The organism is Nonomuraea sp. bgisy101, from assembly GCF_057708945.1.
The window spans coordinates 300,673-323,689 of record NZ_JBYITD010000009.1; the positions used below are offsets into that span (position 1 = coordinate 300,673).

Here is a 23,017-nt window from a genome sequence, read left to right on the forward strand (position 1 = left end):
TCACGTGCCGGTTCGTCAGAGGAGGGCGACAGCCGCGTCGACGGCGGAGACCACGTCGTCGTCCGGCGGGTACAGCAGCGACCTGCCCACCGCGAGACCGCGGGCGGTCGGGCACGCCAGTGCCTTGCGCCACCTGGCGAACACCGCGGCCTGGTCGGAGTGGACCTCGCCGCCGAGGATGACGACCGGCAGCGTGGTGGCCGCCATCACCCGCTCCATGTCCTCGACCACGGGCAGCTTCAGCCACGTGTAGGCCGAGGTGGAACCCAGTCCCGCGGCGATCGCGGCGGCCTTGACCACCGCGTCGGTGGTGAGCACGTTGCGCACCTTGCCGTCGACCCTGCGCGAGATGAAGGGCTCGACCATCGCCAGCAGGTCGCGCGAGGCGAGGTCGGTGACGGCCTTGGCGGTGGCCTCCAGCGTGTCGACGCTCGCCGGGTCGGCGTAGTCGATCCTGGTCAGCGTCTTGCCGCCGTCGAACCTCATCGCCTCGATCGTGGCCGCGTCGTAGCCGGTGAACCGGTCGTCCATCTCGAACACCGCGCCCGCGAGGCCGCCCCGGTTCATGGAGCCGATGACGACCTTGCCGTCGAGGGCGCCGAGCAGGAGGAGGTCCTCGAGGATGTCGGAGGTGCCGAGCACACCGTTGACGCCCGGCCTTGCCAGTGCGGTGCAGAGCCGGTCGAGCAGGTCCAGCCGGTCGGCCATGGCCAGCGGGCGGTCGCCCGCGCCGAGCGCTCCGCGGGCGGGGTGGTCGGCGGCGATGACCATGAGCTTGCCGTGCTCTCCGAGCGGGCCGGCGGGGCGGACGCGGCGGGCAGCGGCCTCGGCGATGGCGGCCGGGCGGTGCACCCTGGTCTCGACGAGCGCCGCGAGCCTGTCCTGGTTCATGAACGCTCCTCGTGGTCTGGCGACGGTTCCTGGGAGGACGGGCACGGGCCGCCCGCCCTCCGAGGGGGCGGGGTCACCGGCGCTCGGCCAGCCAGGTGAAGTTGTGCCGCTGGTCGGCGAGGGTCGCCGCCCACGTCTCGGGAGTGACGGGGGCGCTGTCCTGCTCGATGACGTACCAGCCCTGGTAGCCGTTGGCCCTGAGCTGGGCGAGGAACGGTTCGAGGGCGACGTCGCCGCGGCCGAGCGGGCAGGCGACATCGCCCCACCACTCGTCCAGCCGCACGTCGCCCCTGGCCCTGGCGGCCTCGACGACGGCGTGGCGGACGTCCTTGACGTGGACGTGGTGCACCCGGTCGGCGTACTTCTCCGCGTAGGCGGCGGGCGAGGCGCCGCCCAGCTCGAAGTGGCCGCTGTCGAGGCAGAGCGCGACGTCGGTCAGCTCCATGAGCGTGTCGATCTCGGCGGCTCGCTCGACGTAGGTGACGTAGTGGGGGTGGAAGACGGGGCGCACGCCGTACGACCTGACGACCTCGCACGCCGCGGCGACGCGGTCGGCCGCGCGATGCCAGGCGTCGGTGTCCCACCCGTCGGTCCGCCACGGGTCGGCGCGCAGCGCCTCGTCGCCTCCGTCGGCCAGGACCGCCACCACGTCGGGGTTGCCGGAGGCGGCCAGCTCCTCCAGCGTGTGCCGCATCGCGGCCAGGTCGTCGGCGGGCACCTCCTCCGGCTGCGACAGGTTGAGCGGCACGTAGGCCCCGACGACCGTCAGGCCGTTGTCGGCGAACGCCCGGGCGGTCTCGTCGGGAGAGCCGAAGAACCCCGGAGGGCCGAGCTCGCTGCCCGTGTACCCGGCGGCGGCCATGGCCTCGAGGAGCTCGACCGGCTTCATGCCGATGGCGTGCCCGCTGTGGACGCCGTAGCTGCAGGGCGCGGACGCGATGCGGTTCATACGAGGCTCCTGGCGATCTGCTGGAGTGCCGCGGTGTCGTAGGCGGCGCCGGCGGCGGTGGACAGGACGGGGGCGCCCTCGGTGACGGAGGCGTGGAAGGCGAGCAGCTCGTGCAGGAAACCGGTGCGATGGTCGGACCGCAGGTGCGTGCCGGCGCGCTCGCCGCCCTGGATGGTCTCCACCACCAGCGAGGCGCGGGCGTCGCGCAGGTAGGGGCCCGGCATGTTGAGGTAGAGGCGGCCCGCGGAGCCGAAGACGGCGATCTCCTCGCCGTAGTCCGGGTAGTCGGGCAGCCAGTTCCACGACAGCGACAACTGGGCCTCGCCGAACGTTCCGAGCGCCTGCAGCTGCGGCGGCTCCTCCAGCTTCACGCCCGGCTTGAGCCCCGCGGCCTGGGCGTGCGCGATGGAGATCGGCTGCTCGCCGAACAGGGCGCGCAGCACCGACAGCTCGTGCACGACAGAGCCCTGCAACACGTTGGCGTAGATCGACACGTACGGCTCGCCCAGGTCGCCGACCGCCTCGAAGGCCTTCTGCCGCCCGTAGTCGTCGTCGGGCACCACGGCGTCGGTGTAGCGCAGGTAGCGCTGGTGGGAGAACTGCGGGCGGTCGGCCGGGTGCAGCACGGTCACCCGCACCAGGCGGACCGCCCCGAGATTCGCCAGCTCCGCCCTGGCCCTGTCCATGATCGGGTCGTACATCTTCATGTACGCCACCTGCAGCACCAGGCCCTTGGCCGCGGCAAGCGCGTCGAGCTCGGTGCATTCGCCGACGGTGTGCGCGAACGGCTTCTCGGCGAGCACGTGCTTGCCCGCCTCCAGTGCCCTGCGGGTCAGGTCGGCGTGGGTGCCGGGGGTGAGGAGGAGGACCGCGTCGACCTCGGGGTCGGCCAGCACGTCGGCCGCGTCGGTGGAGTGCCGCACGGGCCCGCCGTGCTCGGCCGCGATCTGCGCCGCCAGCGTGGCCGACAGGTCGCAGACATGCGTCACCTGGTACTTCTCGCGCAGCGCCTGCAGGTTCTGCAAGTGAACGGCCTGGGCGATGAGGCCGAGACCGATGACGCCGAGGCGCATGAACGTGCTCCTTGGATCGGTGGGAGTCAGTTGTTTCTATCGAGTCCCGCGCCGACGTGTCAAACCTTTGTTAAGACATTAGGTGGATCTAATGTGTGGTCCCCGTGCGGCGCGGCAGGACGAGGACGGCCGCCACGCCCAGCGCCACGATGACGGCCGTCGCGACGAAGGTGTCGTGCACGGCGGCCGCGAGCGCCTGCCGTACGGGCTCGGCGCCGGGTCCGCCGAGGGCGCGGGCGGCCTCGTCCACGGAGGTGGCGCCGCCCATCCGGCCGGCGAGCGTGGTGTTGGCGACGGCGGCCAGGATCGCGGCGCCGAGCGCGCCGCCGCCGATCCTGAAGAAGACCACGCCGCCCGTGACCACCCCTCTGCGCTCCCATCCGACCACGGACTGGGCGCCCACCAGCATCGACACCGACAGCAGGCCGAGGCCGCAGCCGTTGACGAAGGCGCAAAGGCCGGCGTACACGAGCGAGGAGTCCGGGGTGAGCCCGACGAACAGGGCCGCCGACACCGCGATGAGCGCCAGCCCTGTCAGCGCGGTGTCGCGGAAGCCGTACCTGAGGTAGAGCCTGGCGGAGAAGAACACGGTCAGCGGCCAGCCGAGCGACTGCACCGCCAGTGCGAAGCCCGCGGCGACGGCGCCCGCTCCGAGCACGCCCTGGGCGTAGGTGGGCAGGTAGACCGTGGGGCCGACCAGGATCATGCCGACGACCGCGCTGCCGAGGAACGAGCCGAGCAGCACCCGGTCGCGCCACATCCACGGCGGCAGCAACGGCTCGGCGGCGCGGGTCTCCCACCAGGCGAAGACCACGAGCACGGCCACGCCCGCCGCGACCGGCCACGGCGAGCCGTTCTGCAGGCCGAGCATGACCGCGACGACGCCGGAGGTGAGCAGCGCCGTGCCGAACAGGTCGAGCCGGCGCCTGCCGCGCTCGACGTGCTCGTCGAGGAACAGGGCGATGACGGTCACCGCCACCGCGCCGACGGGCAGGTTGAGCAGGAAGATCCAGCGCCAGGTGGCGTACTCCGACAGCAGGCCGCCCAGCGCGGGCCCGACCAGGGCGGACACGCCCCACACGGAGGAGAGCAGCCCGCTGATCTTGCCGCGCTCCTCCAGCGGGTACAGGTCGCCGGCCACGACCTGGACGATCGACTGGATCGCGCCGGCGCCGACCCCCTGGACCGCCCTCGCCACGATCAGCGCCGGCATCGACCAGGCCAGACCGGCCAGCAGGGAGCCGACGAGGAAGACGCCCATCCCGGTCAGCAGCATGGGCTTCCTGCCGAACAGGTCGGCCAGCCTGCCGTAGACGGGCGTGGAGACGGCCTGGGTCAGCATGTAGCCGGCGATCACCCAGGGGAACAGCGAGAACGAGCCGAGGTCACGGACGATCGAGGGGACGGCGGTGGCGACGATGGTGCCGTCGATGGCGGCCAGCGCCATGGCCGCCATCAGCCCGGCGGAGATCGCCGCCCTCCGGCCGGTCACAGCGTCTCGGCCAGGCGCCTGGCCTCGTCGGCCCATCCGGCCAGGAACATCATCGTCTGGCCGCGCTCCCGGTAGCGGCGGGCGGCCTCGACGGGCCTGGCGCCACCGTAGTCGAGCTGCTCGCGGTCGACGGCGCGGAGCATGGCGGGAACAAGCCAGTCATACTTGATCGCCGAAGCGCAGACGGCCAGCCTGACGAGCCGCTCGTCGCCCCGCCATCCCGCCTCGCGCAGGCCGCTGCCCTTCCACAGGCAGGGCAGCCCTTCGGCGTAGACCTCGGCCTCCCTGCGCCAGTAGTTCCAGTGGCGGGGGTCGTGGGAGGACTCCCAGCCCGGCCTGCCCTCGTCCGAGCCGGTGAGCACCTTGAGTATCACCGGCCGGTCGGCGGTCAGCCGCCAGATCCCCCTGGTCACCGCGTTCAACGCGTTGTGGATCAGCGGCTCCGACGTCCATTCCGTCCAGCCGAGCACTCTCCGGATCTCGTCAGCGCTCACCCGGAGATCATAGACATCGGGCGATCGGGCGCCGCGCCCGCGGACCGGCCCGCGTCAGCCCCAGGACATCTCCCCCGTGGCCACCTTGGCGCCGAGTTCCAGGTTGACCAGGCCGCCGAGCGACGGATAGCGCCTGGTCATCGCCCTGCGCAGCGCCCTGGCCTGGTCGTCGCGGCGTCGGGCGTCGCGCAGTTCGGTCTCGAAGGCCACCAGGTAGTCGCGGGTGAAGCGGATCACCGAGGCGTCCAGCGGGCCGCCGGCGGCGGTGCGGTGGCCCGGCACGACGTACTCGGGGTCGAGCGCGCTCATCTCGTCAAGCGTCCGCCGCCAGCCCTCACGTTCCTCCGCGGCGGCGGTGTCGGCGGTCCACAGGTGGACGCCGCTGAACAGCGCGGCCCCGCCGAGGACGGCCCTGCGGTCGGCGTTCCACAGGTACTCGGTGCGCCACGCGGCGGCGGGGTCGCCCTGCCTGATCTCGAACACGTGGTCCTCGAGCTCGAGACAGCCGCCGAGCAGCGGTTCGGGGATCACGATGTCGGTGGCGAGGTTGCCGCCGAGCTGCTTCCAGATCTCCAGCTTGGACCGCCACGTCGCCTCGATGCGCTCGACGGTTCCCGGCGTCGCGAGGATCCGCACAGTCGGGAACGCCTGCCTGATCACCTGCAGGCCGAAGTAGTAGTCGGGGTCGGCGGCGCTGACGAAGACGGCCGACAGGTGCTTGCCGCTGTCGAGCACGTCCGCGAGGACGCGATGTTGCTCGGCCAGCGTGAACTGGCCGTCGATCAGCAGCGCCTGCTGCTCGCCTGCCACCAGGACGGACGTCTTTCCCAGGCCCGTCTCCCCTGCTGTGTGAACGCTGAAGCGCACGTTGGGCATGCCGGGATCTTTCCCGAGTCAGGTCAAGTGGTAAGGCGGGGTTTCGTCCAGACTTGGTGATTTCGCGGCGCCGGCTCACCCCGCCTGCGTGACGCCTTGGGGTAGGAGACGAAGCAACGCCTGTTTTTCCGGCTTCCTGCACGAATCCGCAGAGGGTCGCCGTGGCCTAGCGTCGGACGACACCCCTGCGACGAAGTGGAGACACAATGAAGATCACCGGAGTGGAGCTACGGCGGATCGCCATGCCGTTGGTCGCGCCGTTCCGCACGTCCTTCGGCACCGAGACCTCCAGGGACGTGCTCCTGGTCAGAGTGGTCACGCCGGACGCCGAGGGGTGGGGCGAGTGCGTGGCGATGTCCGAGCCCCTCTACTCCTCCGAATACGTCGACGGCGCCGCGGAGGTGATCCGGCGCTTCCTGCTGCCGGCCCTGCCCGACAACGTCGACGCCTACGGCGTGGGCAGGGCCATGGAGCCGATCAAGGGGCACCGCATGGCGAAGGCCGCGCTGGAGACGGCCGTGCTCGACGCCCAGTTGAGGGCGGCGGGCGAGTCGTTCGGCCACTTCCTCGGCGCCGCCAGGGACCGGGTGCCCTGCGGGGTGTCTGTCGGCATCATGGACTCCATCCCTGAGCTGCTCGACGCGGTGGAGGGCTACCTGGACGAGGGCTACGTCAGGATCAAGCTGAAGATCGAGCCGGGCTGGGACGTCGAGCCCGTCCGGGCGGTCAGGGAGCGGTTCGGCGACGACATGCTCCTGCAGGTGGACGCCAACGCCGCGTACACGCTCGTCGACGCTCCGCAGCTGGCCAAGCTGGACGACTTCGGGCTGCTGCTGATCGAGCAGCCGCTGGCCAACGACGACCTGGTGCAGCACGCCGAGCTCGCCACGCGGCTGCGGACGCCGATCTGCCTCGACGAGTCGATCGAGTCGGCCGAGCACGCCGCCGCCGCCATCTCGCTCAAGGCCTGCTCGATCATCAACATCAAGCCGGGCAGGATCGGCGGCTACCTCGAGGCGCGGCGCATTCACGACCTGTGCAGGGCGCACGGGATCGCGGTGTGGTGCGGCGGCATGCTGGAGACGGGTCTGGGCAGAGCCGCGAACGTCGCGCTCGCCGCCCTTCCCGGGTTCACGCTGCCCGGTGACACCTCCGCCTCGCGCCGCTACTACGCCACCGACATCACCGAGCCCTTCGAGCTGGACGGCGGCTACCTCGACGTGCCCACGGGCCCCGGCCTCGGCGTCGAACCGGTCAAGGACGTCCTCGACGAGGTGACCACCTCGACCGAGTGGATCGCTCTCGGCTGAGTTGGTTGGGCTGCCGGACGAAGAACGGCCCGGGCTTGATAGTCCAGGACGAATTCCTCCGGCAGCCCTTGGCATACCGTCACGGACATGCCGCTAGATCTCCACCGCCGCGCCCTGGTCGCGGACACGCACAACGACCTCCTGATCGCCGTCGCCGCCCGCCCCCCGCACCGCTGGGCGAGCTTCTTCCGCGATCAGTGGCTGCCGCAACTGCGCGAGGGCGGTGTCAAGCTGCAGGTGCTGCCGGTCTTCATCGACGACGCCTTCCGCCCGGAGGGCGCGCTGCGCGAGACGCTCAGGATGATCGAGTGCGCGCACGTGATCGCCGAGGGCAACGCCGACGCCGTCGCGCTCTGCACCGACGCGGCCCAGATCGACGCCGCCCTCGCCGAGGGCAGGATCGCCCTGGTCCTGGCCATGGAGAGCATGCCGGGGCTGGACGCCAGCGTCGAGCTGATCCCCACTCTCCACCGCCTCGGGGTCCGGGTCGCCTCCATCGCGCACTGGGGCCGCACCCCGCTGGCCGACGGCAGCGGTGAGGACGCCACCGGCAGCGGTCTCACCTCCCACGGCGTCGCCGCGCTGAAGGAGATGGAACGGCTCGGCATCGTCTTCGACATCTCCCATCTGGGCGCCTCGGGCGTCGCGCACGTGCTGGAGCTGGCGACCAGGCCGCTCATCGCCACCCACTCCTCGGCCCGGGCCCTGCGCGACCACCACCGCAACCTGACCGACGAGCAGCTGAGGGCGGTCGCCGCGACCGGCGGCGTCGTCTGCGTCAACTTCGTCCCCGACTTCCTGGCGGACGACCCCGCCGGCTTCACCCTCGACAGGCTCGTCGACCACATCGAGCACATCGCCGCCGTCGCGGGCGTCGACCACGTCGGCCTCGGTCCCGACTTCGTCCGCGAGGTGCTCACGGACACCACCCCGCCCTGCTGCGAGGAACTCGGCTACGGCGAGATCGACCCCCTGGCCACCCTGCCGGGGCTGGAGGGCCCGCGCGGCCTGCCGCTCGTCACCGAGGCGCTGGTCGCCAGAGGCGTGGAGGAGAAGGACATCCTCAAGATCCTCGGCGGCAACGTCCACAGGCTTCTCGGCGAGGCGCTGCGGTGACCGCGATCAGGGAGCTGCACACCCACGAGGAGTTCGACGAGGCCTTCGCGGTGTTCACCGGCATCTGGGGCTTCGACCAGGGCAACCAGCCGATCAACCCGGAGCTGATGCGTGCCCTGTCGCACGCGGGCAACTACGTCGCCGGCGCCTACGAGGGTGAGCGGATGGTCGGCGCCTCCGTGGGCTTCTTCGCCGAGGGAGGGGCGCTCCACTCCCACATCACCGGGGCGCTGATCGGCAGGGGCATCGGGTTCGAGCTCAAGCGGCACCAGCGCGAATGGGCGCTGGCCCGCGGGATCGACCGCGTCACCTGGACCTACGACCCGCTGGTCCGCCGCAACGCGCACTTCAACCTGGCCAAACTGGGCGCCAGGCCGGAGGAGTACCTGCCGAGCTTCTACGGCGTCATGGGGGACGCCGTCAACAGGGGCGACGAGTCGGACCGGCTCCTGGCGGTGTGGCGGCTGTCCGAGCCGGACGCGCCGTACACGCTGGAGGGGGCGGAGGTGGGGCTGAAGGAGGAGGACGGCAGGCCTGTCGCGGTCGACACGGACGCGAAGGTGCTGCTGGTCGCGGTGCCCGCCGATGTGGAGACGCTGCGCAGGCGGGACCCCGGGACCGCCAAGGCCTGGCGGTACGCGGTTCGCGACGTCCTGGGAGGGCTGCTGGAGGACGGCGCCCAGGTAACAGGTTTCCATGCGAAGTCCCATTACGTGGTGGAGCGGCCCTAAGGGGCGCAGTATGGACGCGTACCTCTCTTGAGGAGGACGCGATGCTACCCGAAGAACCGCGCGTGGTCGTCGGCGTCGACGACACACCCGCCTCCCGCTGGGCGCTGATCTGGGCGGTCGGGGCCGCCAGGCTGCGTTCGATGGCCCTGGTCGCCGTCCATGTCAGCAGGGCGCCCGTGCACCCGTTTCCTGAGGCGCTGCCGTACACGCACGCTGTCAGGCAGCTGGAGGAGGCCAGGAGCGTCGAGCTCATCCAGACCCTGTTCGACGACATGGCCGGCGGCGCCCCGCCGGATATCAGCACGCTCGCCATCGCCAGGCTCGGCGAGCCAGGACCTCTCCTCGTGGAGCTTGCCAGGCCGACCGACCTGCTGGTCGTCGGCAGGGGGCGCAGGGGCGCGCTGGACCGGCTGCTGTTCCCGTCCACGCGCCGCTACTGCACCAGCCACGCCCGCTGCCCGCTGGTCATCGTGCCGACCCCGCCGGGATCCGACACGATGACGGGATTCGGTTTCGCCTCCCGTCCCGCGTGGATCCGCTGGCTGTCGCCGCGCCACCCCGCCGAGTGAGGCCACCCGGCGGGGCACCCGGGTCCGGGGGAAGCGCGAGGACTCGCCGGGGCCTGGGGCGGGAACGGCTCAGGCTCGCCCTGCCCGGCCCGCTCAGGAGGCGGGCATGCGCGGCACGGCCGCCAGCAGGGCCCTGGTGTAGTCGTGTGCGGGCGCCTCCACCACCTGGTCGGTGGGGCCGTACTCGACGAGCCTGCCGTGACGCATGACCGCGATGTCGTCGGCGACGTAGCGGACCACCGCCAGGTTGTGCGAGATGAACAGCATCGACAGGCCGAGCTCGGCGCGCAGGTCGCGCACCAGGTTCAGCACGGCGCCCTGGACCGACACGTCCAGCGCCGAGGTGATCTCGTCGGCGATCAGCAGGCGCGGGGAGGCGCCGAGCGCGCGGGCGATGGCGACCCGCTGGCGCTGCCCTCCCGACAGCTCGCGAGGGTAGCGGGCGGCCGTCTGCGGGGGCAGCGAGACCAGGCCGAGCAGGCGTTCGACCTCGTGGGCGGTGGGCCTGCGCAGCCCCTCGGCCACGGACGCGCCGACCGTCATCCGCGGGTTCAGCGAGGCGTAGGGGTCCTGGAAGACCATCTGGACGCCGCCGCCGTCCTCGATCACTCCCGTGTACGGCACCAGCCCGCTGACCGCCCTGGCCACCGTCGACTTGCCGGAGCCCGACTCGCCTACGAGGCCGACGACGCGGCCCTGCGGGATGTCCAGCGTGACGTCGTCGACGGCGGTGAACGCGCCGAACCTGACCGTCAGTCCTTTGATGATCACGAAACCTCCCAGCAGGCGACGCGGTGCGCCTTGCCGTGCTCTTCCAGTGGGGGGCGCTCCTGCGTGCAGCGGCTCGTGGACAGCGGGCACCGGCCGGCGAACGCGCAGCCTTCGCCGACCTCGGCGGGGGTGGGCTGGCGGCCGGGGATGCTGGCCAGCGGCAGCGACCTGTCGGTGGCCATGTCGGGCACCGAGGAGACCAGCGCGCGGGTGTAGGGGTGGGCGGCGGCGGCCAGCTGGTCGGCGGGCAGTTCCTCGACCACGCGGCCCGCGTACATGACGACGATCCTGTCGCACAGCGAGCCGACGACGGCGATGTCGTGCGAGATGAACAGGGTCGCGGCCGCGCTCTCCTCGGTCACCTCGCGCAGCAGGCGAAGGATCTCCCCCTGCACGGTGACGTCGAGGCCGGTGGTGGGCTCGTCGGCGATGATGAGCCTGGGCGTGCCCATGAGGCCCATGGCGATGACCGCGCGCTGGCGCATGCCGCCGGAGAACTCGTGAGGGTGCTGGCCCGCGCGGCGGGCGGGGTCGCTGATCCGCACGTGGCCGAGCCGGTCCACGGCCCTGCGCCACGCGTCGGCGCGGGTGGCGCGCTGGTGCACGGTGGCGACCTCGGCCAGCTGTCCGCCGACCTTCAGCGCCGGGTTGAGCGAGGCCATCGGGTCCTGGAAGACCATGGCGAGCGAGGTGCCGAGCACCTTTCTCCGCTCGCCTTCGGGCAGGGCGTGCACGTCCTGCCCGCACAGCAGCACGGGTCCGCCGCCGACCACCCCCGGGTACGGCACGAGCCCGCCGACGGCGTAGGCCGTCAGGCTCTTGCCGCTGCCCGACTCCCCCACGACTCCGACGATCTCGCCGGGTCCGACGGTCAGCGAGACCTCGCGCACGGGGGTGACGCCGCCGGGAAAGGTGACGGTGAGGTCTCTGACCTCCAGCACCGCCTCGGTGTCGTGCGGCTCGTCGTCGCCCGTGAGGCGCGGGCGCGGGACGGACGGCTCCGCCCCGTGGACGGCAGAGCGTGACGCGGTCCTGGCCAGCGCCTCGCCCACCAGGTTGAACCCGACGCCCGCCAGCACCACCATCAGCGCGGGCCCGAGCGCCACGAGCGGGCTGACGTAGATCCGGCTGAACCCGTCGAACAGCAGCCGCCCCCAGTCGTAGCTCGGCGGTTGTACACCGAGCCCGAGGAAGGACATCCCGGCGAGCCCCAGAAGGCTGCCGCCGATCATGGTGGTCAGGTTGAGGATGAGCGGCTCGGCGATGTTCGGCAGCACGTGCCGGGTCACGATCCTCGTGCGGGATACGCCGAGGAGCCTGGCGGCGGCCACGTAGTCGGATCCGGCCACGGAGGCGGCCAGCGTCTGGGTGAGCCTGGCGAATCCCGGCGCGACGGCGACGCCGATGCCGAGAACCGCCCCGCGCGCGCCGAGTCCCGCCACGACGGCGGTGAACATGGCCAGCAGCAGCCCGGGGAAGGCCACCAGGGCGTTGACGGTGCCGCTGACGAGCCGCCCGAGCCTGCGGGGCAGGACGGAGGGCATGGCGCCGAGCACCACGCCGATCGCCGCGCCGATGGCGGCCGCCAGCACGGCGAGCAGGAGCGAGAACCTGGTGGCCACCAGCATCCTGGCCAGGATGTCGCGGCCGAGGCTGTCGGTGCCGAGAGGGTGCGCGGCCGAGGCCCCCTGCAGCGCCGCGACCGGGTCGATGAGCTCGGCCCTGTCGCCCCAGATGGGGGGTCCGATGACGGCCAGCACCAGCATGAGCGCGACGATGGCCGCTCCGGCCACCCCCGAGAGGGTCCGCATCAGCTCTCCTTGATGGTCGACTTGGGGTCGAGCACGCCGAGCACCAGGTCCACTGCCAGGTTGACGATGAGCACGATCGCGCCGTAGACGAGGATCACACCCTGCGCGACGGGGAAGTCCTTCTGCGTGATCGCCTCCGTCATCCGCATGCCGAGTCCTGGCCATGCGAAGACGTACTCGACCAGCACACTGCCGGCGATGAGCCCGCCGAGCAGCAGGCCGCCCGTCGTCAGCGTCGCGGTCAGCGCGTTGGGCAGCACGTGCTTGAGGTGGACCATGGCATGGGGCAGCCGCTTGGCCCTGGCCAGCCTGACGTAGTCCTTGCCGAGCTCACGCGCCGTCTCCACCCTGACCAGTCGGGCGACGAGCGCCGCCGGCCCGATCGCCAGCGCGGCGACCGGCAGCACGTACGACAGCGGCCCCTCCTTGCCCGCGGGCGGGAACCAGCCCAGCGTGATGGCGAAGACGACGACCAGCGCGATCGAGTAGAGGAACTCGGGGACGGCCACGGCCGCGCCGGTGCCGGCGGTGAAGCCGATCTCGGTGCCCCTGCGGCGGCCGTTCTCCGTGCGGATCGCGACCCAGAGACCGACGGGGACCGCCACCAGCAGCGCGACGAGGGTGGCGAGGACGGCGAGCGTGAGCGTGTTCGGCAACCGGTCGGCGATGATCTGGCCGACCGGTTCCCCGGTGAGGAAGGAGGTGCCGAAGTCGCCGCTGACGACCTGCGAGACGTAGGTGACGAACTGCTCGGGAAGCGGCTTGTCCAGGCCGAGCGCGGACGTGCGCGTGGCGACCAGCTCGGCGGGGGCGGCGGGGCCGAGGGCCGCCCTGACGGGGTCGCCGGGGATCAGGTGGATCATCGCGAACGTGGCGAGCATCAGGGCGGCCAGGCCCACCGCGAACCTGGCCGCGCGGCGCAGCACGAGCAATGGTCAGCCCGCCTTCGTCATGCGGATGGAGGTGGGCGCGATCTGGGTGGCGACGACCTCGACGGTGGCGCCCTTCGTCGCGATGAGCGCGGTGTTCTCCACCACCGGCACCAGGTCGCCGGCCTCGAACAGGGCCGACTCCGCGGCCAGCCAGTCGCCGCAGCTCTCCGCGCCCGGCCTGGCCGCGGCCTTGGCGACCAGCTCGTTGTAGCGGCTGTTGTTCAGGTGGGCGAAGTTGGCGCCCTTGGGGGCGTTCGGCCCGCTGAGGAACCCGATCAGCTGGGAGGGCAGCGACACGCCGATCGGCAGCCACGCCGCGTCCCAGTCCTGCGTGACGTTCAGCGACTCGGCCAGCTTGGTGTCGATGACACCCTGGAGGCGCACCTCGGCGCCGAGCTTCTTCCAGGTGGTCGCCAGGTACTCGGCGGCGGCCAGCACGCCCTGCCCTCGCGTGGTGGCGTGCAGGTAGCGGATGGTCAGCCGCTTGCCGTCCTTGACCCTGATGCCGTCGGGGCCCTGCTTCCATCCCGCGGCGTCCAGCGCGGCGGCCGCGGCCGCGGGGTCGTGGGCGGGCAGGTGCCCGCTGACGCTGTCGCCCTTGCACGGCCGCGGCTCGAGGACGAGGTTGGTGGGTTTCCTGCCGTTCCCCCCGGAGGCGATCGCGGCCAGCTCCGTCAGGTTGACGCCCTGGGTCAGCGCCTTGCGCACCACGGGGTCGGCGGTCGGATGGCCCTCGCCCTGATGGTAGAAGTACTGGCCGTTGCCGCCGCCGACGACGGTCTTCTTGACGGAGGGGTCGGCCTCCACCCGCTGCCTGTCGGGTCCCTCGACGACGGCGGCGTTCAGCCCTCCAGACGTCAGCAGGTTGACCGCGGTCTGCTCGTTGGGCACGACCTTCAGCACGAGCTTGGCCGGCAGTCCCGGCGTCCTGCCCGTCACGCCGTCCGGGCCCCAGCCGTAGTCCTTGCGGAGGGCGAAGGTGTAGTGGTCGCCCGAGACGACCTCGGTCAGCTGGAAGATGCCCGAACCCGAGGTCTGCCTCGCCAGCAGCGAGCGGTCCTTCAACCCCTTGCCGCAGACGATGTAGACGCTCGCGGCGCTCTCCAGGATGAAGGAGAACGGCTGGGGCATCGTCAGCGTCACGGTTCCGGCGGCGTCGTCGGCCTTGGCGGTCATCCCGGCGGGGATGAGCACGCCGTAGACGGGAGACTTCGTGGCGGGGTCGGCGATGTGGGTGAAGTTCTCCGCCACGACCGAAGGGGTCACAGGGGAGCCGTCGGCGCACGTGACGTTCTTGCGCAGGGTGAAGGTCACCGACTCGGGCTTGACATCCCATTTCTCGGCCAGGGTGGGGACGAGCGTCCCGTCGGCCTTCGTGGTGACCAGGGTGTCGTAGGCGTAGTTCAATGTGTTGTTGGTGACGGCCAGGATGGCCGTGGCAGGATCGAGGACGCCGGGGTCGGCGGGGATCGCGGCGGTGAAGGTGGCGTTCTCGACGACGCCACCACCGCCCGGGGTGGATGGCGACGCGCCGCAGGCGGCGGCGAGCAGTCCTGTGACGGCGACCACGGTCACCGCGGTGGTTCTGTTCATGCGAAGCTCCCGGCTGGGTGGGTTGCCTCACCCTCCTCTTTGCCCTGGCGGGAATCTTCGTGCGCCGCGACGAAAGGAGCCGGTCGTCTAGTGCCGTCGTCCGAAGATGCGCATCATGAGCATGGCGGCCAGCCGCGCCTCGGGGTCGGCGAGGTCGAGGCCGCTGATCTCGGTCAGGCGGCGCAGCCGGTACCTGAAGGTGTTGGAGTGCACGTGCACGGCGGCCGCGGCGGCGTTGACGTCTCCGAAGCTGTCGAGGTAGGCCCCCAGCGTGGCGGCCAGCTCGGTGCCGTGCTCGGCGTCGTAGTGCAGCAGCCGATGGTAGGGCCCGGTCGGCATCTGTGCCTCCGCCGCGGCCAGGTCGCCCAGTTGCAGCAGCAGCGACTCGAAGTGCACGTCGCTGTAGCCCGCGACCTGACCTGAGCCGCCCCTTGAGCGCAGCACCCGGAGCGACCTGTCGGCGTCGGCCCGCGACCTGGCCACCTCGCCCAGGTCGGCGGCCAGCCTGCCCACCCCGATGTTGGCGCTGTGGCGCGGGCCCACTCTGGACAGGAAACTCTGCGCCACCCGCACGGCCCGCGCCTCCTCCTCGCCGCTGGCGTGCAGCGGCAGGAGGGCGTAGGCCACCGATCCGACCAGGGCGGCGGCGGCCTTGGGGTGGATGGCGCCGACGTGGAGGGCGAGCGCGTCGCAGAAGCGCTGCCTGTCCGACTCCGACTGGGCGGCGTCGGCGTGCGTCCCGGTGAGCTGCGCGGCCAGCACGCACAATCGCTCGCTGGCCACCCCGAGGCGGCCCGCCGCCTCGGCGGCGTCCCTGCCGCCCTCCAGGATGGTGGACAGCAGGTCGGCCTGCAGCCGCCTGCGCGTGTCGCTGCCCACGCGCTGGCGCAGCAGATGCAGCGCGACGATCTTGGCGGCGTCGATGAGCGCCCACTCGCGCTGCTCGCTGAGCGGCTCCCGTACGGCGGCCCAGATGGAGCCGAGGATCTCGTCGCCCGACCGGACTGCGATCGCCACGCGCGGCAGCGTGTCGAACAGGGCCAGGTAGACAGGGCCGGGGCTCTGGTAGATCTTGCGGAACCAGCCCTGCTCGTCGAGCATGCGCCGGTACACCTCGGGTACCTGGCGGCCGAGCACGGTGGCGATCCTGCCGGGGTCGGCCTCGTCCTGGCGGCCGGAGTAGGCAAGTACCCGCGAGGAGCGATCCTCGATCGTGACCGGCGCGTCCAGCAGCGCGCACAGCGCGTTGGCCAGGGAGAACAGGTCGTCGGGCGGCTCCTGGCCGGGCTCCGTCAGGTCGTCTTCCGCCAGCACGGAGCGCAGCAGCGCCGCCACCTGGGCCCAGGAGGCGGCGCGGGTGAGGCCGAGGACGGCCACGCCCGTCTCCAGGACCTTGGTCCGCACCCGCTCGTCGGCCGCGACAGGCTGCTTGACCACGATGCCGGAGCCCGCTCTGGCGGCCTCCAGCAGGTCGCAGATGCTCTCCGCGCCCTCGACCCCCACGGCGAGCAGCAGCCCGCCCGCGGGCAGCAGCAACTCGTCGAGGGGGTCGTAGATGTGGACGCCTGTGACCTCGGCGTCGAGATCGCCTGGCGAGGCGGCAACGTCGAGCACCGTGCTGCCCAGGTCGTCGAGGATCCGGCGCAGACTGGCCCGCGGACGGGTCGTCATCTCCTCACGATAGTGGACGAAGACCGACATCAGCCGCGTAGCTCGTCGACCGCCTCGCGGGCCGCCGCTCCGATGACGGCGTCCGCCCTGGGCAGGCGGTAGCCGAGGGAACGCGGCCTGAGGTAGACCGCGACGGCGTAGCGTTTCCCGTCGGGATACTCCACGACGCCCGCCTCGTTGCGGATGCCGAAGATCGTGCCGGTCTTGCCGGAGACGCGCACGTCGTCGCCGAAGCCGGACGACAGCCGGTGCGGCCAGACCTGCCGTCCCATGATCTCCCTGACCTCCGCGCACGCCTGCGCGGGCCCCGCCTCGTCGCGCCAGATCTTGGCCAACAGGGTGGTGGTCTCGCGCGGGGTGGAGGCGGAGGTCCTGGCGGGGTCGAGCACCGACAGCGTGCGCAGCCGCTCAGGAGCCGTGCCCTCCAGGTCCTCCCACGAGCTCGCGCCGAGCTCGGTCAGGACGGTGGCCAGCAGGACCCTGCAGTCGCCGATCAGGTGCGTGGAGGTGAGCCCGAGCTCGGCGAGGGTGGCGTTGACGCGGTCCACCCCCACCTTCTCCAGCAGCACGTCGGTGGCGGCGTTGTCGCTCATCGACATCATGAAGTACGCCAGGTCGCGCAGCGACAGCTCGACCTCGTCGGCGCAGCCCGAGGTGCCGATGCCGCCGTCGCGGTGCTCCTTGGTCACGGGCAGCCGCTCGGTCCTGGAGATCAGGCCCGCCTCCGCCTGCCTGGCGTACTCCAGGACGATCGGAATCTTGAAGACGGAGGCGAGCACCACGGGGTCGTCGGCCCCGTGGCACACCTCGAGGTCGCCGTCGATCTCCCGCGCGTGCAGGTATCCCTCGACGTCCGCGGCCTCGAACAGCTCACGCACGTGCCACCGCCCTGCCGCCCCCGTGAAGGTAGAGGCGCCCGTTCCGCTCCAGGAAGGTGATCGTCCCCTTGCCCTCCAGGTCGATGAAGGACCGGTCCGAGTGGTGGACGTACTTCTCGGTCGTGCGCTCCACGCCGGCGTTGCGCATGAACTCGCCGGGAATGGTCGTCAGCTCCAGTCCGCCGTCGACCGCCGCCACCTCCTGCACCGCGGCGGGCCCGGTGTAGGTTCCCGCGAACTCGGAGGCGTCGACGCTCTCCGGCCGCTCAGGGACGGTCGGCAGCGGGGTGGGCGTCACCCCTGACAGCTCGCTGATCACGGGGAAGGCGAGATCCTTGATGAGCCCGGCCACGTCGCCGCCGTTGCAGCTCATCGCGATCGAGAAGTCGGCCCCGGGCACGATCCGCCAGAACGTGCTCTGCCCGACGGTGCCGCCGTCGTGCCCGTAGACGGGGGCTCCCCAGTCGAACAGCTCGAAGCCGAGCCCCCACCGGTCGGCGAGCAGCCCTCGCACGCCCGGCACGTCCACCTGGGCGGTGGTCATCGCCGTGACGGTCTCCTCCTCCAGCACCCTCGTGCCGTCCTCGGCCATGCCGCCGTTGAGGAACATCCGCCCGAAGCGGACCAGCTCGCGCGGAGCCAGGCACAGGGTGGAGCCGGCCGGCGCGTTCGAGCGCGGCATCTGCCAGTTCGGATTGACCACGTTCTCCGGTCCGAGGTGCCCCACCGAGGCGCGGAACACGATGGCCTCCTCGGCGAACAGGCCCGCGTGGGTGACGCCGAGCGGACCCATCAGCCGCTCCCGGACGGCCTGCTCCCAGGTCCCTCCGGTGAGCCTGGCGGCCAGCGCGCCGAGCACGACGAAGCCCGAGTTGCAGTAGGAGAACATCGCGCCGGGCTCGAAGACCTGGGCCGCGCCGTGCAGGTAGCCCACGAACCGGTCGAGGCAGTCGTCACCACGCCCGGTGTCCTCGAACAGGTCGCCTTCGAAGCCGCCGGTGTGGGTCAGCAGGTGCCTGATGGTGACCGTCTCCGAGGCGGCCGCGTCGGCCAGGCCGAACTCCGGCAGGTACTTGCGCACGGGCGCGTCGAGGTCGACGACGCCCTGCTCGACCAGACGCATGACCAGGGCGGACGTCCAGATCTTGGTGGTGGAGCCGACCTGGAACAGGCTGTCGGGTGTGGTCTCCACGCCCGTGTCCCTGTTGACGACGCCGGTGGCGGCCTCGATCAGCTCGCCCCCCGCCCAGACGGCGATGGCGGCGCCGGGCACCTTGTGGTCGCGGGCGACCTCGTCGAGGCGGTTCTGCAGGTCCATGCGTTCTCCTCAGGCGATCTTGGGGGTGGCGCGGACGCCCAGGTGGACGTAGGGGGAGCCGTCGGCCAGCTCGTAGAACACCGCCGACAGCCACTGCGGGTCGCCGGGGCGGCGGCCGACGTAGGTGACCTCGTCCACGGGGGTAAGGTCGAACGCGACCGGCTCATCGAGCTCGGACAGGGCTCCGGTCGACTCCATCAGCAGCTTCAGGCCGCCGTCGCCTTCGGAGATCGTGAACCGCGCGCCGACCCGCTCGTACACACCCGCGAACCGGCTCCCGTCCACCTGCACGGGCTGCGCGGGCGGCCCCAGCACCGGCGGTACGGCCACGCCGTCCGTCTCGCGGAACAGCTCGGTGGCCAGATGGTGGAAGAAGGCGGCGGTGTGCCCGCCGTTGGCCACGGCGCAGGCGATGGTTCCGGTGTCGGGCAGCATCCACAGCATCGACGACTGGCCGATGGTGTTGCCGCCGTGCGAGACCACGCGGTGCCCGTCCCACTCGTCGAGGATCCAGCCGATTCCCCAGTGCGAGCCCAGCGTGTGCGGGTTGGGGATGGCCACCTGCGGCTCCCACATCGCCCGCGGGTCCTTGAGCAGGCCGCCCTCCAGGTGGGCGCGGGCGAAGGCGACGACGTCCGCGGGCCTGGCGGTGATCAGGCCCGCGGGGCCGCACGAGCGCATGAGGCCCCAGGCCGGGGCGACCTCGCCGTCGACGTGGCCGACGGCGGCGCCGAAGCGCAGCACGTCCTCGGGAAGGGTCCAGGTGTGGGTGAGGCCGAGCGGTTCGATGATCTGTTCGCGCAGCGCCTGGTCCCACACCTTGCCCGTCAGGTGCTCGACGAGCCTGCCCGCGATGATGAAACCCGAGTTGCAGTAGGACTGGGAGGCGCCGAGGGGGTGGTTCTGCGCCAGGTCGGCGCAGGCGGCGACGTAGCGCTCGACGCAGTCGTCGCCCCGGCCCGTGTCGAGGAAGAGGTCGCCGTCGATGCCTGAGGTGTGGGTGAGCAGGTGTCGGACCGTGACCTTGGCGGTCACCTCGGGGTCGGCGACCTTGAAGTCCGGCAGCAGCTCGGCGACGGGCGTGTCGAGGGTGAGCACACCCTGCTCGGCCAGGAGCATGAGCTGGGTGGCCGTCCACACCTTGGTGACCGAGCCGATCTGGAAGAGCGAGTCCGGTGTCACCTCCGTGCCCGTGCTCCGGTTCAGGACGCCTGCCGCGCTCTCGTGCACCTCACCTTGGTGGAGGTAGGCGAGAGCGGCTCCTGGCACGTCGTATTCGGCGATCAGCTCTCGGAGCCGATCACCCATTGCTCCAGCCACGCGACGATCCTTTCGTTGTAGTCGATCCTGTGGGACGGGCGTCCGTTGAGGATGAACAGGTGTGAGCCGCCCGGGTAGCGCACGAGGCGCGCGGGCACGCCGCGCTCGCGCAGCGCGGCGAACCACTGCTCGGCCTGGCCGACGGGGCAGCGGTCGTCGCGCTCGCCGTGCAGCACGAGGGTGGGGGCCGTCACGCCGGCGACGTGCGTGAGCGGGGACTGCGCGGTCAGATCGCCGCAGCACTCGAACATCTTCAGGAAGTACCCGGCGTCCGAGGTGCCCGACATGCTGGTCAGGTCGCTGACGCAGCCGCCGGGGATCGCGGCCTTGAACCTGTCGGTGGTGGCCGACAGCCAGCAGGTCATGTAGCCGCCGTAGCTGTAGCCGGTGATGGCCAGGCGATCGGGGTCGGCGACGCCCTCCCTGACGAGGTCGTCGAGCGGGCTCAGGAAGTCGTCGGCGTCCTTCAGGCCCCACGCGCCGATCGCGGCGGTGTAGAAGGCCTCGCCGTACCCGTCGCTGCCGCGCGGGTTGAGCGTGAGCACGCTCCAGCCGCGAGCGGCCAGGACCTGGTGGTAGAGGTGGACGCCGTCGAAGACGGGCGCCCACGCGTTGTGCGGCCCGCCGTGCACGTCGAGCAGGAGCGGTCCCGGCTCCTTCAGGGCGGGGTCGCGCAGGAGGAAGCCCTCGACGGGGGTGCCGTCCGGCGCGGTGAACACCCGGCGTTCGAGCGGGAACAGCTCCACGTCGGGCAGCGCGTGGTCGGTGAGCCGCCGGTCGTCGAGGTAGACGTCGCCCGGGCTGCCCGGAGTCGCGGCCACGTAGGCGAGATGGCCGCCCGCGGCGCTCACGCCCATGACGCTGTTCTCGCCCCCCACCCTGGTACTGCCTGGCGCGGCGAACAGGTGGGTCAGGCCGCCGTCGCGGGCGCAGAACAGCAGCTCGCCGCCCAGGACGACGGGCGAAGCACCCGGGTAGCCCGGGGCGCCCACCATGATGTTGCGGTCCAGGCCCGTCTCGATCTCGGTGAGCCCCGTGGCGTCGAGCTCGAACAGGCGGGTGTGCCCGATCGGGTCGCCCTTGAAGCCCGCCACGACCACGCGCTCGCCCAGCCACCACACGCCCATGCAGATCACGCCGGGGTCGGTCAGCCGCTTCGGCTCCCCTTCGTCGAGACCGACGACGTAGACGGCGCCGTCGGGGGTCAGATCCCTGTCGGGCTCCATGCTGGAGACGAAGGCGAGCTGCTGCCCGTCGGGCGACCAGGCGGGTTCCCCCGCGTGGAAGTCGCCGCCGGTGAGCCTGCGCCACTCGCCCGAGTCCACGTCCACCACGACCAGGTGGGCACGCAGGTCGCGCAGCAGGCCGGCACCGTCCACCTTGTACTCCAGGGTGTCGGCGACGACAGGCGCGTGCGGCTCCGCCTCCCCGTGCGGGGCGGTGAAGGCCAGGCGGCGGCCGTCGGGCGACCACACCGGTGTGCCCGCCCCCTCGGTGGTGACCACGCGCGGCTCGCCGCCGTCCATCGGCAGCAGGTGGATCTGCGGCTTGCCGTCCACGGGGCGCAGGAAGGCGAGCGTGCGCCCGTCCGGTGACCAGCGGGGCGCCTGGTCGCCGGGGCCGCTGGTCAGGCGGCGAGGTTCGCGGCCCGGCTCGGCCAGCCACAGCTCGCAACGATTCTCGTCGGCGTCTCTGTCCGCGGTGGTCACCGTGTAGGCGACCGCGCCGCCGTCGGGGCGCACCTGCGGATCACCTGGTACGGCGATGCGGAAGAGGTCGTTCGGGGAGAGGCGGGACATGATCGAACGGTAGGCCAGGTCCTTTCCCGCTTCTTCGGTCGCGCGGACGAAGCGGGGACCGTTCATTGTGCTGGAGGACGAGGATCTCCCGCTGGAGGGTGACGAGCGAGCGGGGGACGGTGCCTGCCCCGCCACGGCGAGGCGGCCGGATCCCGGGTGGGATCCGGCCGCCGTCGTGTGCCCTGCCGGGCCTCGCTAGTCGAGGACGGTCAGCACGGTGCCCGCGCCGACCGTGACCCCGCCCTCGCGGATCGCGAAGCCCAGGCCGGGCTCGAGGGCCACCGCGCCGCCCAGCTCGACGACGGCCTCCACCGTGTCGCCTGGCCCGGCCGGCGCGTCCAGGACGATCTGGCCTGGCACGTCGGTCGTCCGGAGGTAGAACTGCGGACGGTAACCGCTGGCGATGGGCTTGCGCCGCCCGCCCTCGTCCTCCGTGAGCAGGTAGATCCTGGCGGTCAGGCGCCGGTGGGCGCTCTGCGTGCCGGGCGCGGCCAGCACCTGCCCGCGGCGTACCTGCTCACGTCGCACGCCCCGCAGGAGCACCGCGGCGTTGTCGCCGGACTCGCCCCGCTCCATGGTCTTGCCGAAGGTCTCGACCCCGGTCACGACCGCGGTGAAGCCGTCCCCGAACCCGACCACCTCGACGGTGTCGCCGATCTTGACGACGCCCCGCTCGATCGCGCCGGTGACGACCGTGCCGCGACCGGTGACGGTGAGCACGTTCTCCACCGGCATGAGGAACGGCGCGTCGACATAGCGGACGGGCACCGGGATGTGGTCGTCGACCGCCTGCAGCAGCGCCTCGACGGACGCCGTCCACTCGGGGTCGCCCTCCAGGGCCCGCAGCCCGGAGACCCGGACCATGGGCACGTCGCCGTACCCGTGCTCGGCCAGCAGTTCCGACAGCTCCAGCTCGACCAGGTCGGCCAGCTCGGGGTCGGCGCCGTCGGCCTTGTTCAGGGCGACGACCAGGTGCTCGACCCCGACCCGCCTGGCGAGCAGCACGTGCTCGCGGGTCTGCGGCATGATGCCGTCCTGCGCGGACACGACCAGGATCGCCCCGTCGAGCTGCGCCGCCCCCGTGATCATGTTCTTCACGTAGTCGGCGTGCCCCGGCATGTCCACGTGCGCGTAGTGCCTGGTGGCCGTCTCGTACTCGACGTGCGAGATGTTGATCGTGATGCCCCGCTGCGCCTCCTCGGGCGTGCGGTCGATCCTCTCGAACGGCGTGTACGTCGCGCCGCCCCGCTCGGCGAGCACCTTGGTGATCGCGGCGGTCAGCGTGGTCTTGCCGTGGTCGACGTGACCCATCGTGCCGATGTTGAGGTGCGGCTTGTTGCGCACGTAGGCCTGCTTGGCCATGGTTCCTTCCCTTGACGCCTGAGATTTCTCGTGACCCGTGCGGGCCGGCCAACCTCCCCCC

20 protein-coding genes are annotated in these 23,017 nt (G+C 71.8%); 4 read left to right on the forward strand and 16 right to left on the reverse strand.

Going from position 1 to position 23,017, the window contains the following annotated elements:
• Window positions 1-15 precede the first annotated feature (15 nt).
• From AC3EO4_RS19665 to AC3EO4_RS19690, 6 genes are all read right to left on the reverse strand, one after another.
• Complete coding sequence (locus AC3EO4_RS19665; RefSeq protein WP_379582704.1) at window positions 16-891, reverse strand: Cgl0159 family (beta/alpha)8-fold protein; 876 nt, start codon at window positions 889-891, stop codon at window positions 16-18.
• A 73-nt stretch (window positions 892-964) separates the two neighbouring features.
• Complete coding sequence (locus AC3EO4_RS19670) at window positions 965-1,840, reverse strand: sugar phosphate isomerase/epimerase family protein (protein ID WP_379582702.1); 876 nt, start codon at window positions 1,838-1,840, stop codon at window positions 965-967.
• Entirely contained in the window at window positions 1,837-2,913 is a 1,077-nt protein-coding gene (locus AC3EO4_RS19675; RefSeq protein ID WP_379582700.1) for a Gfo/Idh/MocA family protein, read from the reverse strand. The genes AC3EO4_RS19670 and AC3EO4_RS19675 overlap by 4 nt, the downstream gene beginning before the upstream one ends.
• An 88-nt stretch (window positions 2,914-3,001) precedes the next feature.
• Window positions 3,002-4,405: an MFS transporter gene (locus AC3EO4_RS19680; RefSeq protein ID WP_379582698.1), complete on the reverse strand. Its 1,404-nt coding sequence runs from the start codon at window positions 4,403-4,405 to the stop codon at window positions 3,002-3,004.
• Window positions 4,402-4,899 (reverse strand): hypothetical protein, encoded by a 498-nt coding sequence (locus AC3EO4_RS19685; RefSeq protein ID WP_379582696.1) that lies wholly within the window; start codon window positions 4,897-4,899, stop codon window positions 4,402-4,404. The genes AC3EO4_RS19680 and AC3EO4_RS19685 overlap by 4 nt, the downstream gene beginning before the upstream one ends.
• Before the next feature lie 54 nt (window positions 4,900-4,953).
• Window positions 4,954-5,775 carry an MBL fold metallo-hydrolase gene (locus tag AC3EO4_RS19690; RefSeq protein WP_379582694.1) on the reverse strand — a complete coding sequence of 274 codons (822 nt, stop codon included), beginning with the start codon at window positions 5,773-5,775 and terminating at the stop codon, window positions 4,954-4,956.
• 206 nt (window positions 5,776-5,981) lie between these two features.
• Between AC3EO4_RS19690 and menC the strand changes: the two genes are divergently transcribed.
• The 4 genes from menC (at window position 5,982) to AC3EO4_RS19710 (ending at window position 9,501) form a co-directional block, all read left to right on the forward strand.
• The gene (menC, locus tag AC3EO4_RS19695) at window positions 5,982-7,085 is read left to right on the forward strand and encodes an o-succinylbenzoate synthase (protein WP_379582692.1); all 1,104 of its coding nucleotides are present in this window, start codon (window positions 5,982-5,984) and stop codon (window positions 7,083-7,085) included.
• 87 nt (window positions 7,086-7,172) lie between these two features.
• Window positions 7,173-8,201, forward strand: a complete 1,029-nt coding sequence (locus AC3EO4_RS19700; RefSeq protein WP_379582690.1) for a dipeptidase — start codon at window positions 7,173-7,175, stop codon at window positions 8,199-8,201.
• A complete protein-coding gene (locus AC3EO4_RS19705; protein WP_379582689.1) occupies window positions 8,198-8,932 on the forward strand; it encodes a GNAT family N-acetyltransferase in 735 nt (244 codons plus the stop codon). Before AC3EO4_RS19700 ends, AC3EO4_RS19705 begins: the two co-directional genes overlap by 4 nt.
• Before the next feature lie 41 nt (window positions 8,933-8,973).
• Entirely contained in the window at window positions 8,974-9,501 is a 528-nt protein-coding gene (locus tag AC3EO4_RS19710) for a universal stress protein (protein ID WP_379582687.1), read from the forward strand.
• A gap of 93 nt (window positions 9,502-9,594) precedes the next feature.
• On the opposite strand, the gene AC3EO4_RS19715 is transcribed toward AC3EO4_RS19710, so the two are convergent.
• The 10 genes from AC3EO4_RS19715 to tuf all read right to left on the reverse strand — a co-directional run bounded on the left by AC3EO4_RS19715 (window position 9,595) and on the right by tuf (window position 22,956).
• A complete protein-coding gene (locus AC3EO4_RS19715) occupies window positions 9,595-10,272 on the reverse strand; it encodes an ABC transporter ATP-binding protein (RefSeq protein WP_379582686.1) in 678 nt (225 codons plus the stop codon).
• Window positions 10,269-12,083, reverse strand: a complete 1,815-nt coding sequence (locus AC3EO4_RS19720) for a dipeptide/oligopeptide/nickel ABC transporter permease/ATP-binding protein (RefSeq protein WP_379582684.1) — start codon at window positions 12,081-12,083, stop codon at window positions 10,269-10,271. Before AC3EO4_RS19720 ends, AC3EO4_RS19715 begins: the two co-directional genes overlap by 4 nt.
• Window positions 12,083-13,009 carry an ABC transporter permease gene (locus AC3EO4_RS19725; RefSeq protein WP_431896986.1) on the reverse strand — a complete coding sequence of 309 codons (927 nt, stop codon included), beginning with the start codon at window positions 13,007-13,009 and terminating at the stop codon, window positions 12,083-12,085. The genes AC3EO4_RS19720 and AC3EO4_RS19725 overlap by 1 nt, the downstream gene beginning before the upstream one ends.
• Before the next feature lie 9 nt (window positions 13,010-13,018).
• Window positions 13,019-14,608, reverse strand: a complete 1,590-nt coding sequence (locus AC3EO4_RS19730; RefSeq protein ID WP_379582682.1) for an ABC transporter substrate-binding protein — start codon at window positions 14,606-14,608, stop codon at window positions 13,019-13,021.
• A gap of 87 nt (window positions 14,609-14,695) precedes the next feature.
• Window positions 14,696-16,279 (reverse strand): PucR family transcriptional regulator, encoded by a 1,584-nt coding sequence (locus AC3EO4_RS19735; protein ID WP_431896969.1) that lies wholly within the window; start codon window positions 16,277-16,279, stop codon window positions 14,696-14,698.
• A 29-nt stretch (window positions 16,280-16,308) separates the two neighbouring features.
• Complete coding sequence (locus AC3EO4_RS19740) at window positions 16,309-17,157, reverse strand: serine hydrolase (protein ID WP_431896970.1); 849 nt, start codon at window positions 17,155-17,157, stop codon at window positions 16,309-16,311.
• Entirely contained in the window at window positions 17,150-18,475 is a 1,326-nt protein-coding gene (locus AC3EO4_RS19745) for a serine hydrolase domain-containing protein (RefSeq protein WP_431896972.1), read from the reverse strand. The genes AC3EO4_RS19740 and AC3EO4_RS19745 overlap by 8 nt, the downstream gene beginning before the upstream one ends.
• 9 nt (window positions 18,476-18,484) lie before the next feature.
• On the reverse strand, window positions 18,485-19,795 hold the full coding sequence (locus AC3EO4_RS19750; RefSeq protein WP_379582672.1) for a serine hydrolase domain-containing protein: 1,311 nt from the start codon (window positions 19,793-19,795) through the stop codon (window positions 18,485-18,487).
• Window positions 19,759-21,594 carry a S9 family peptidase gene (locus AC3EO4_RS19755; protein ID WP_431896973.1) on the reverse strand — a complete coding sequence of 612 codons (1,836 nt, stop codon included), beginning with the start codon at window positions 21,592-21,594 and terminating at the stop codon, window positions 19,759-19,761. The genes AC3EO4_RS19750 and AC3EO4_RS19755 overlap by 37 nt, the downstream gene beginning before the upstream one ends.
• A gap of 195 nt (window positions 21,595-21,789) precedes the next feature.
• Entirely contained in the window at window positions 21,790-22,956 is a 1,167-nt protein-coding gene (gene tuf / locus AC3EO4_RS19760) for an elongation factor Tu (RefSeq protein WP_379582668.1), read from the reverse strand.
• Window positions 22,957-23,017 lie beyond the last annotated feature (61 nt).

What these genes read in the sequence shown, in the direction of transcription:
- AC3EO4_RS19665 (WP_379582704.1), bottom strand. Translation starts at nt 891, where the DNA reads ATGAACCAGGACAGGCTCGCGGCGCTCGTCGAGACCAGGGTGCACCGC.
- AC3EO4_RS19690 (WP_379582694.1), bottom strand. Translation starts at nt 5,775, where the DNA reads ATGCCCAACGTGCGCTTCAGCGTTCACACAGCAGGGGAGACGGGCCTG.
- AC3EO4_RS19670 (WP_379582702.1), bottom strand. Translation starts at nt 1,840, where the DNA reads ATGAACCGCATCGCGTCCGCGCCCTGCAGCTACGGCGTCCACAGCGGG.
- tuf (WP_379582668.1), bottom strand. Translation starts at nt 22,956, where the DNA reads ATGGCCAAGCAGGCCTACGTGCGCAACAAGCCGCACCTCAACATCGGC.
- menC (WP_379582692.1), top strand. Translation starts at nt 5,982, where the DNA reads ATGAAGATCACCGGAGTGGAGCTACGGCGGATCGCCATGCCGTTGGTC.
- AC3EO4_RS19755 (WP_431896973.1), bottom strand. Translation starts at nt 21,594, where the DNA reads ATGTCCCGCCTCTCCCCGAACGACCTCTTCCGCATCGCCGTACCAGGT.
- AC3EO4_RS19675 (WP_379582700.1), bottom strand. Translation starts at nt 2,913, where the DNA reads ATGCGCCTCGGCGTCATCGGTCTCGGCCTCATCGCCCAGGCCGTTCAC.
- AC3EO4_RS19745 (WP_431896972.1), bottom strand. Translation starts at nt 18,475, where the DNA reads ATGGACCTGCAGAACCGCCTCGACGAGGTCGCCCGCGACCACAAGGTG.
- AC3EO4_RS19720 (WP_379582684.1), bottom strand. Translation starts at nt 12,083, where the DNA reads ATGCGGACCCTCTCGGGGGTGGCCGGAGCGGCCATCGTCGCGCTCATG.
- AC3EO4_RS19710 (WP_379582687.1), top strand. Translation starts at nt 8,974, where the DNA reads ATGCTACCCGAAGAACCGCGCGTGGTCGTCGGCGTCGACGACACACCC.
- AC3EO4_RS19735 (WP_431896969.1), bottom strand. Translation starts at nt 16,279, where the DNA reads ATGACGACCCGTCCGCGGGCCAGTCTGCGCCGGATCCTCGACGACCTG.
- AC3EO4_RS19700 (WP_379582690.1), top strand. Translation starts at nt 7,173, where the DNA reads ATGCCGCTAGATCTCCACCGCCGCGCCCTGGTCGCGGACACGCACAAC.
- AC3EO4_RS19730 (WP_379582682.1), bottom strand. Translation starts at nt 14,608, where the DNA reads ATGAACAGAACCACCGCGGTGACCGTGGTCGCCGTCACAGGACTGCTC.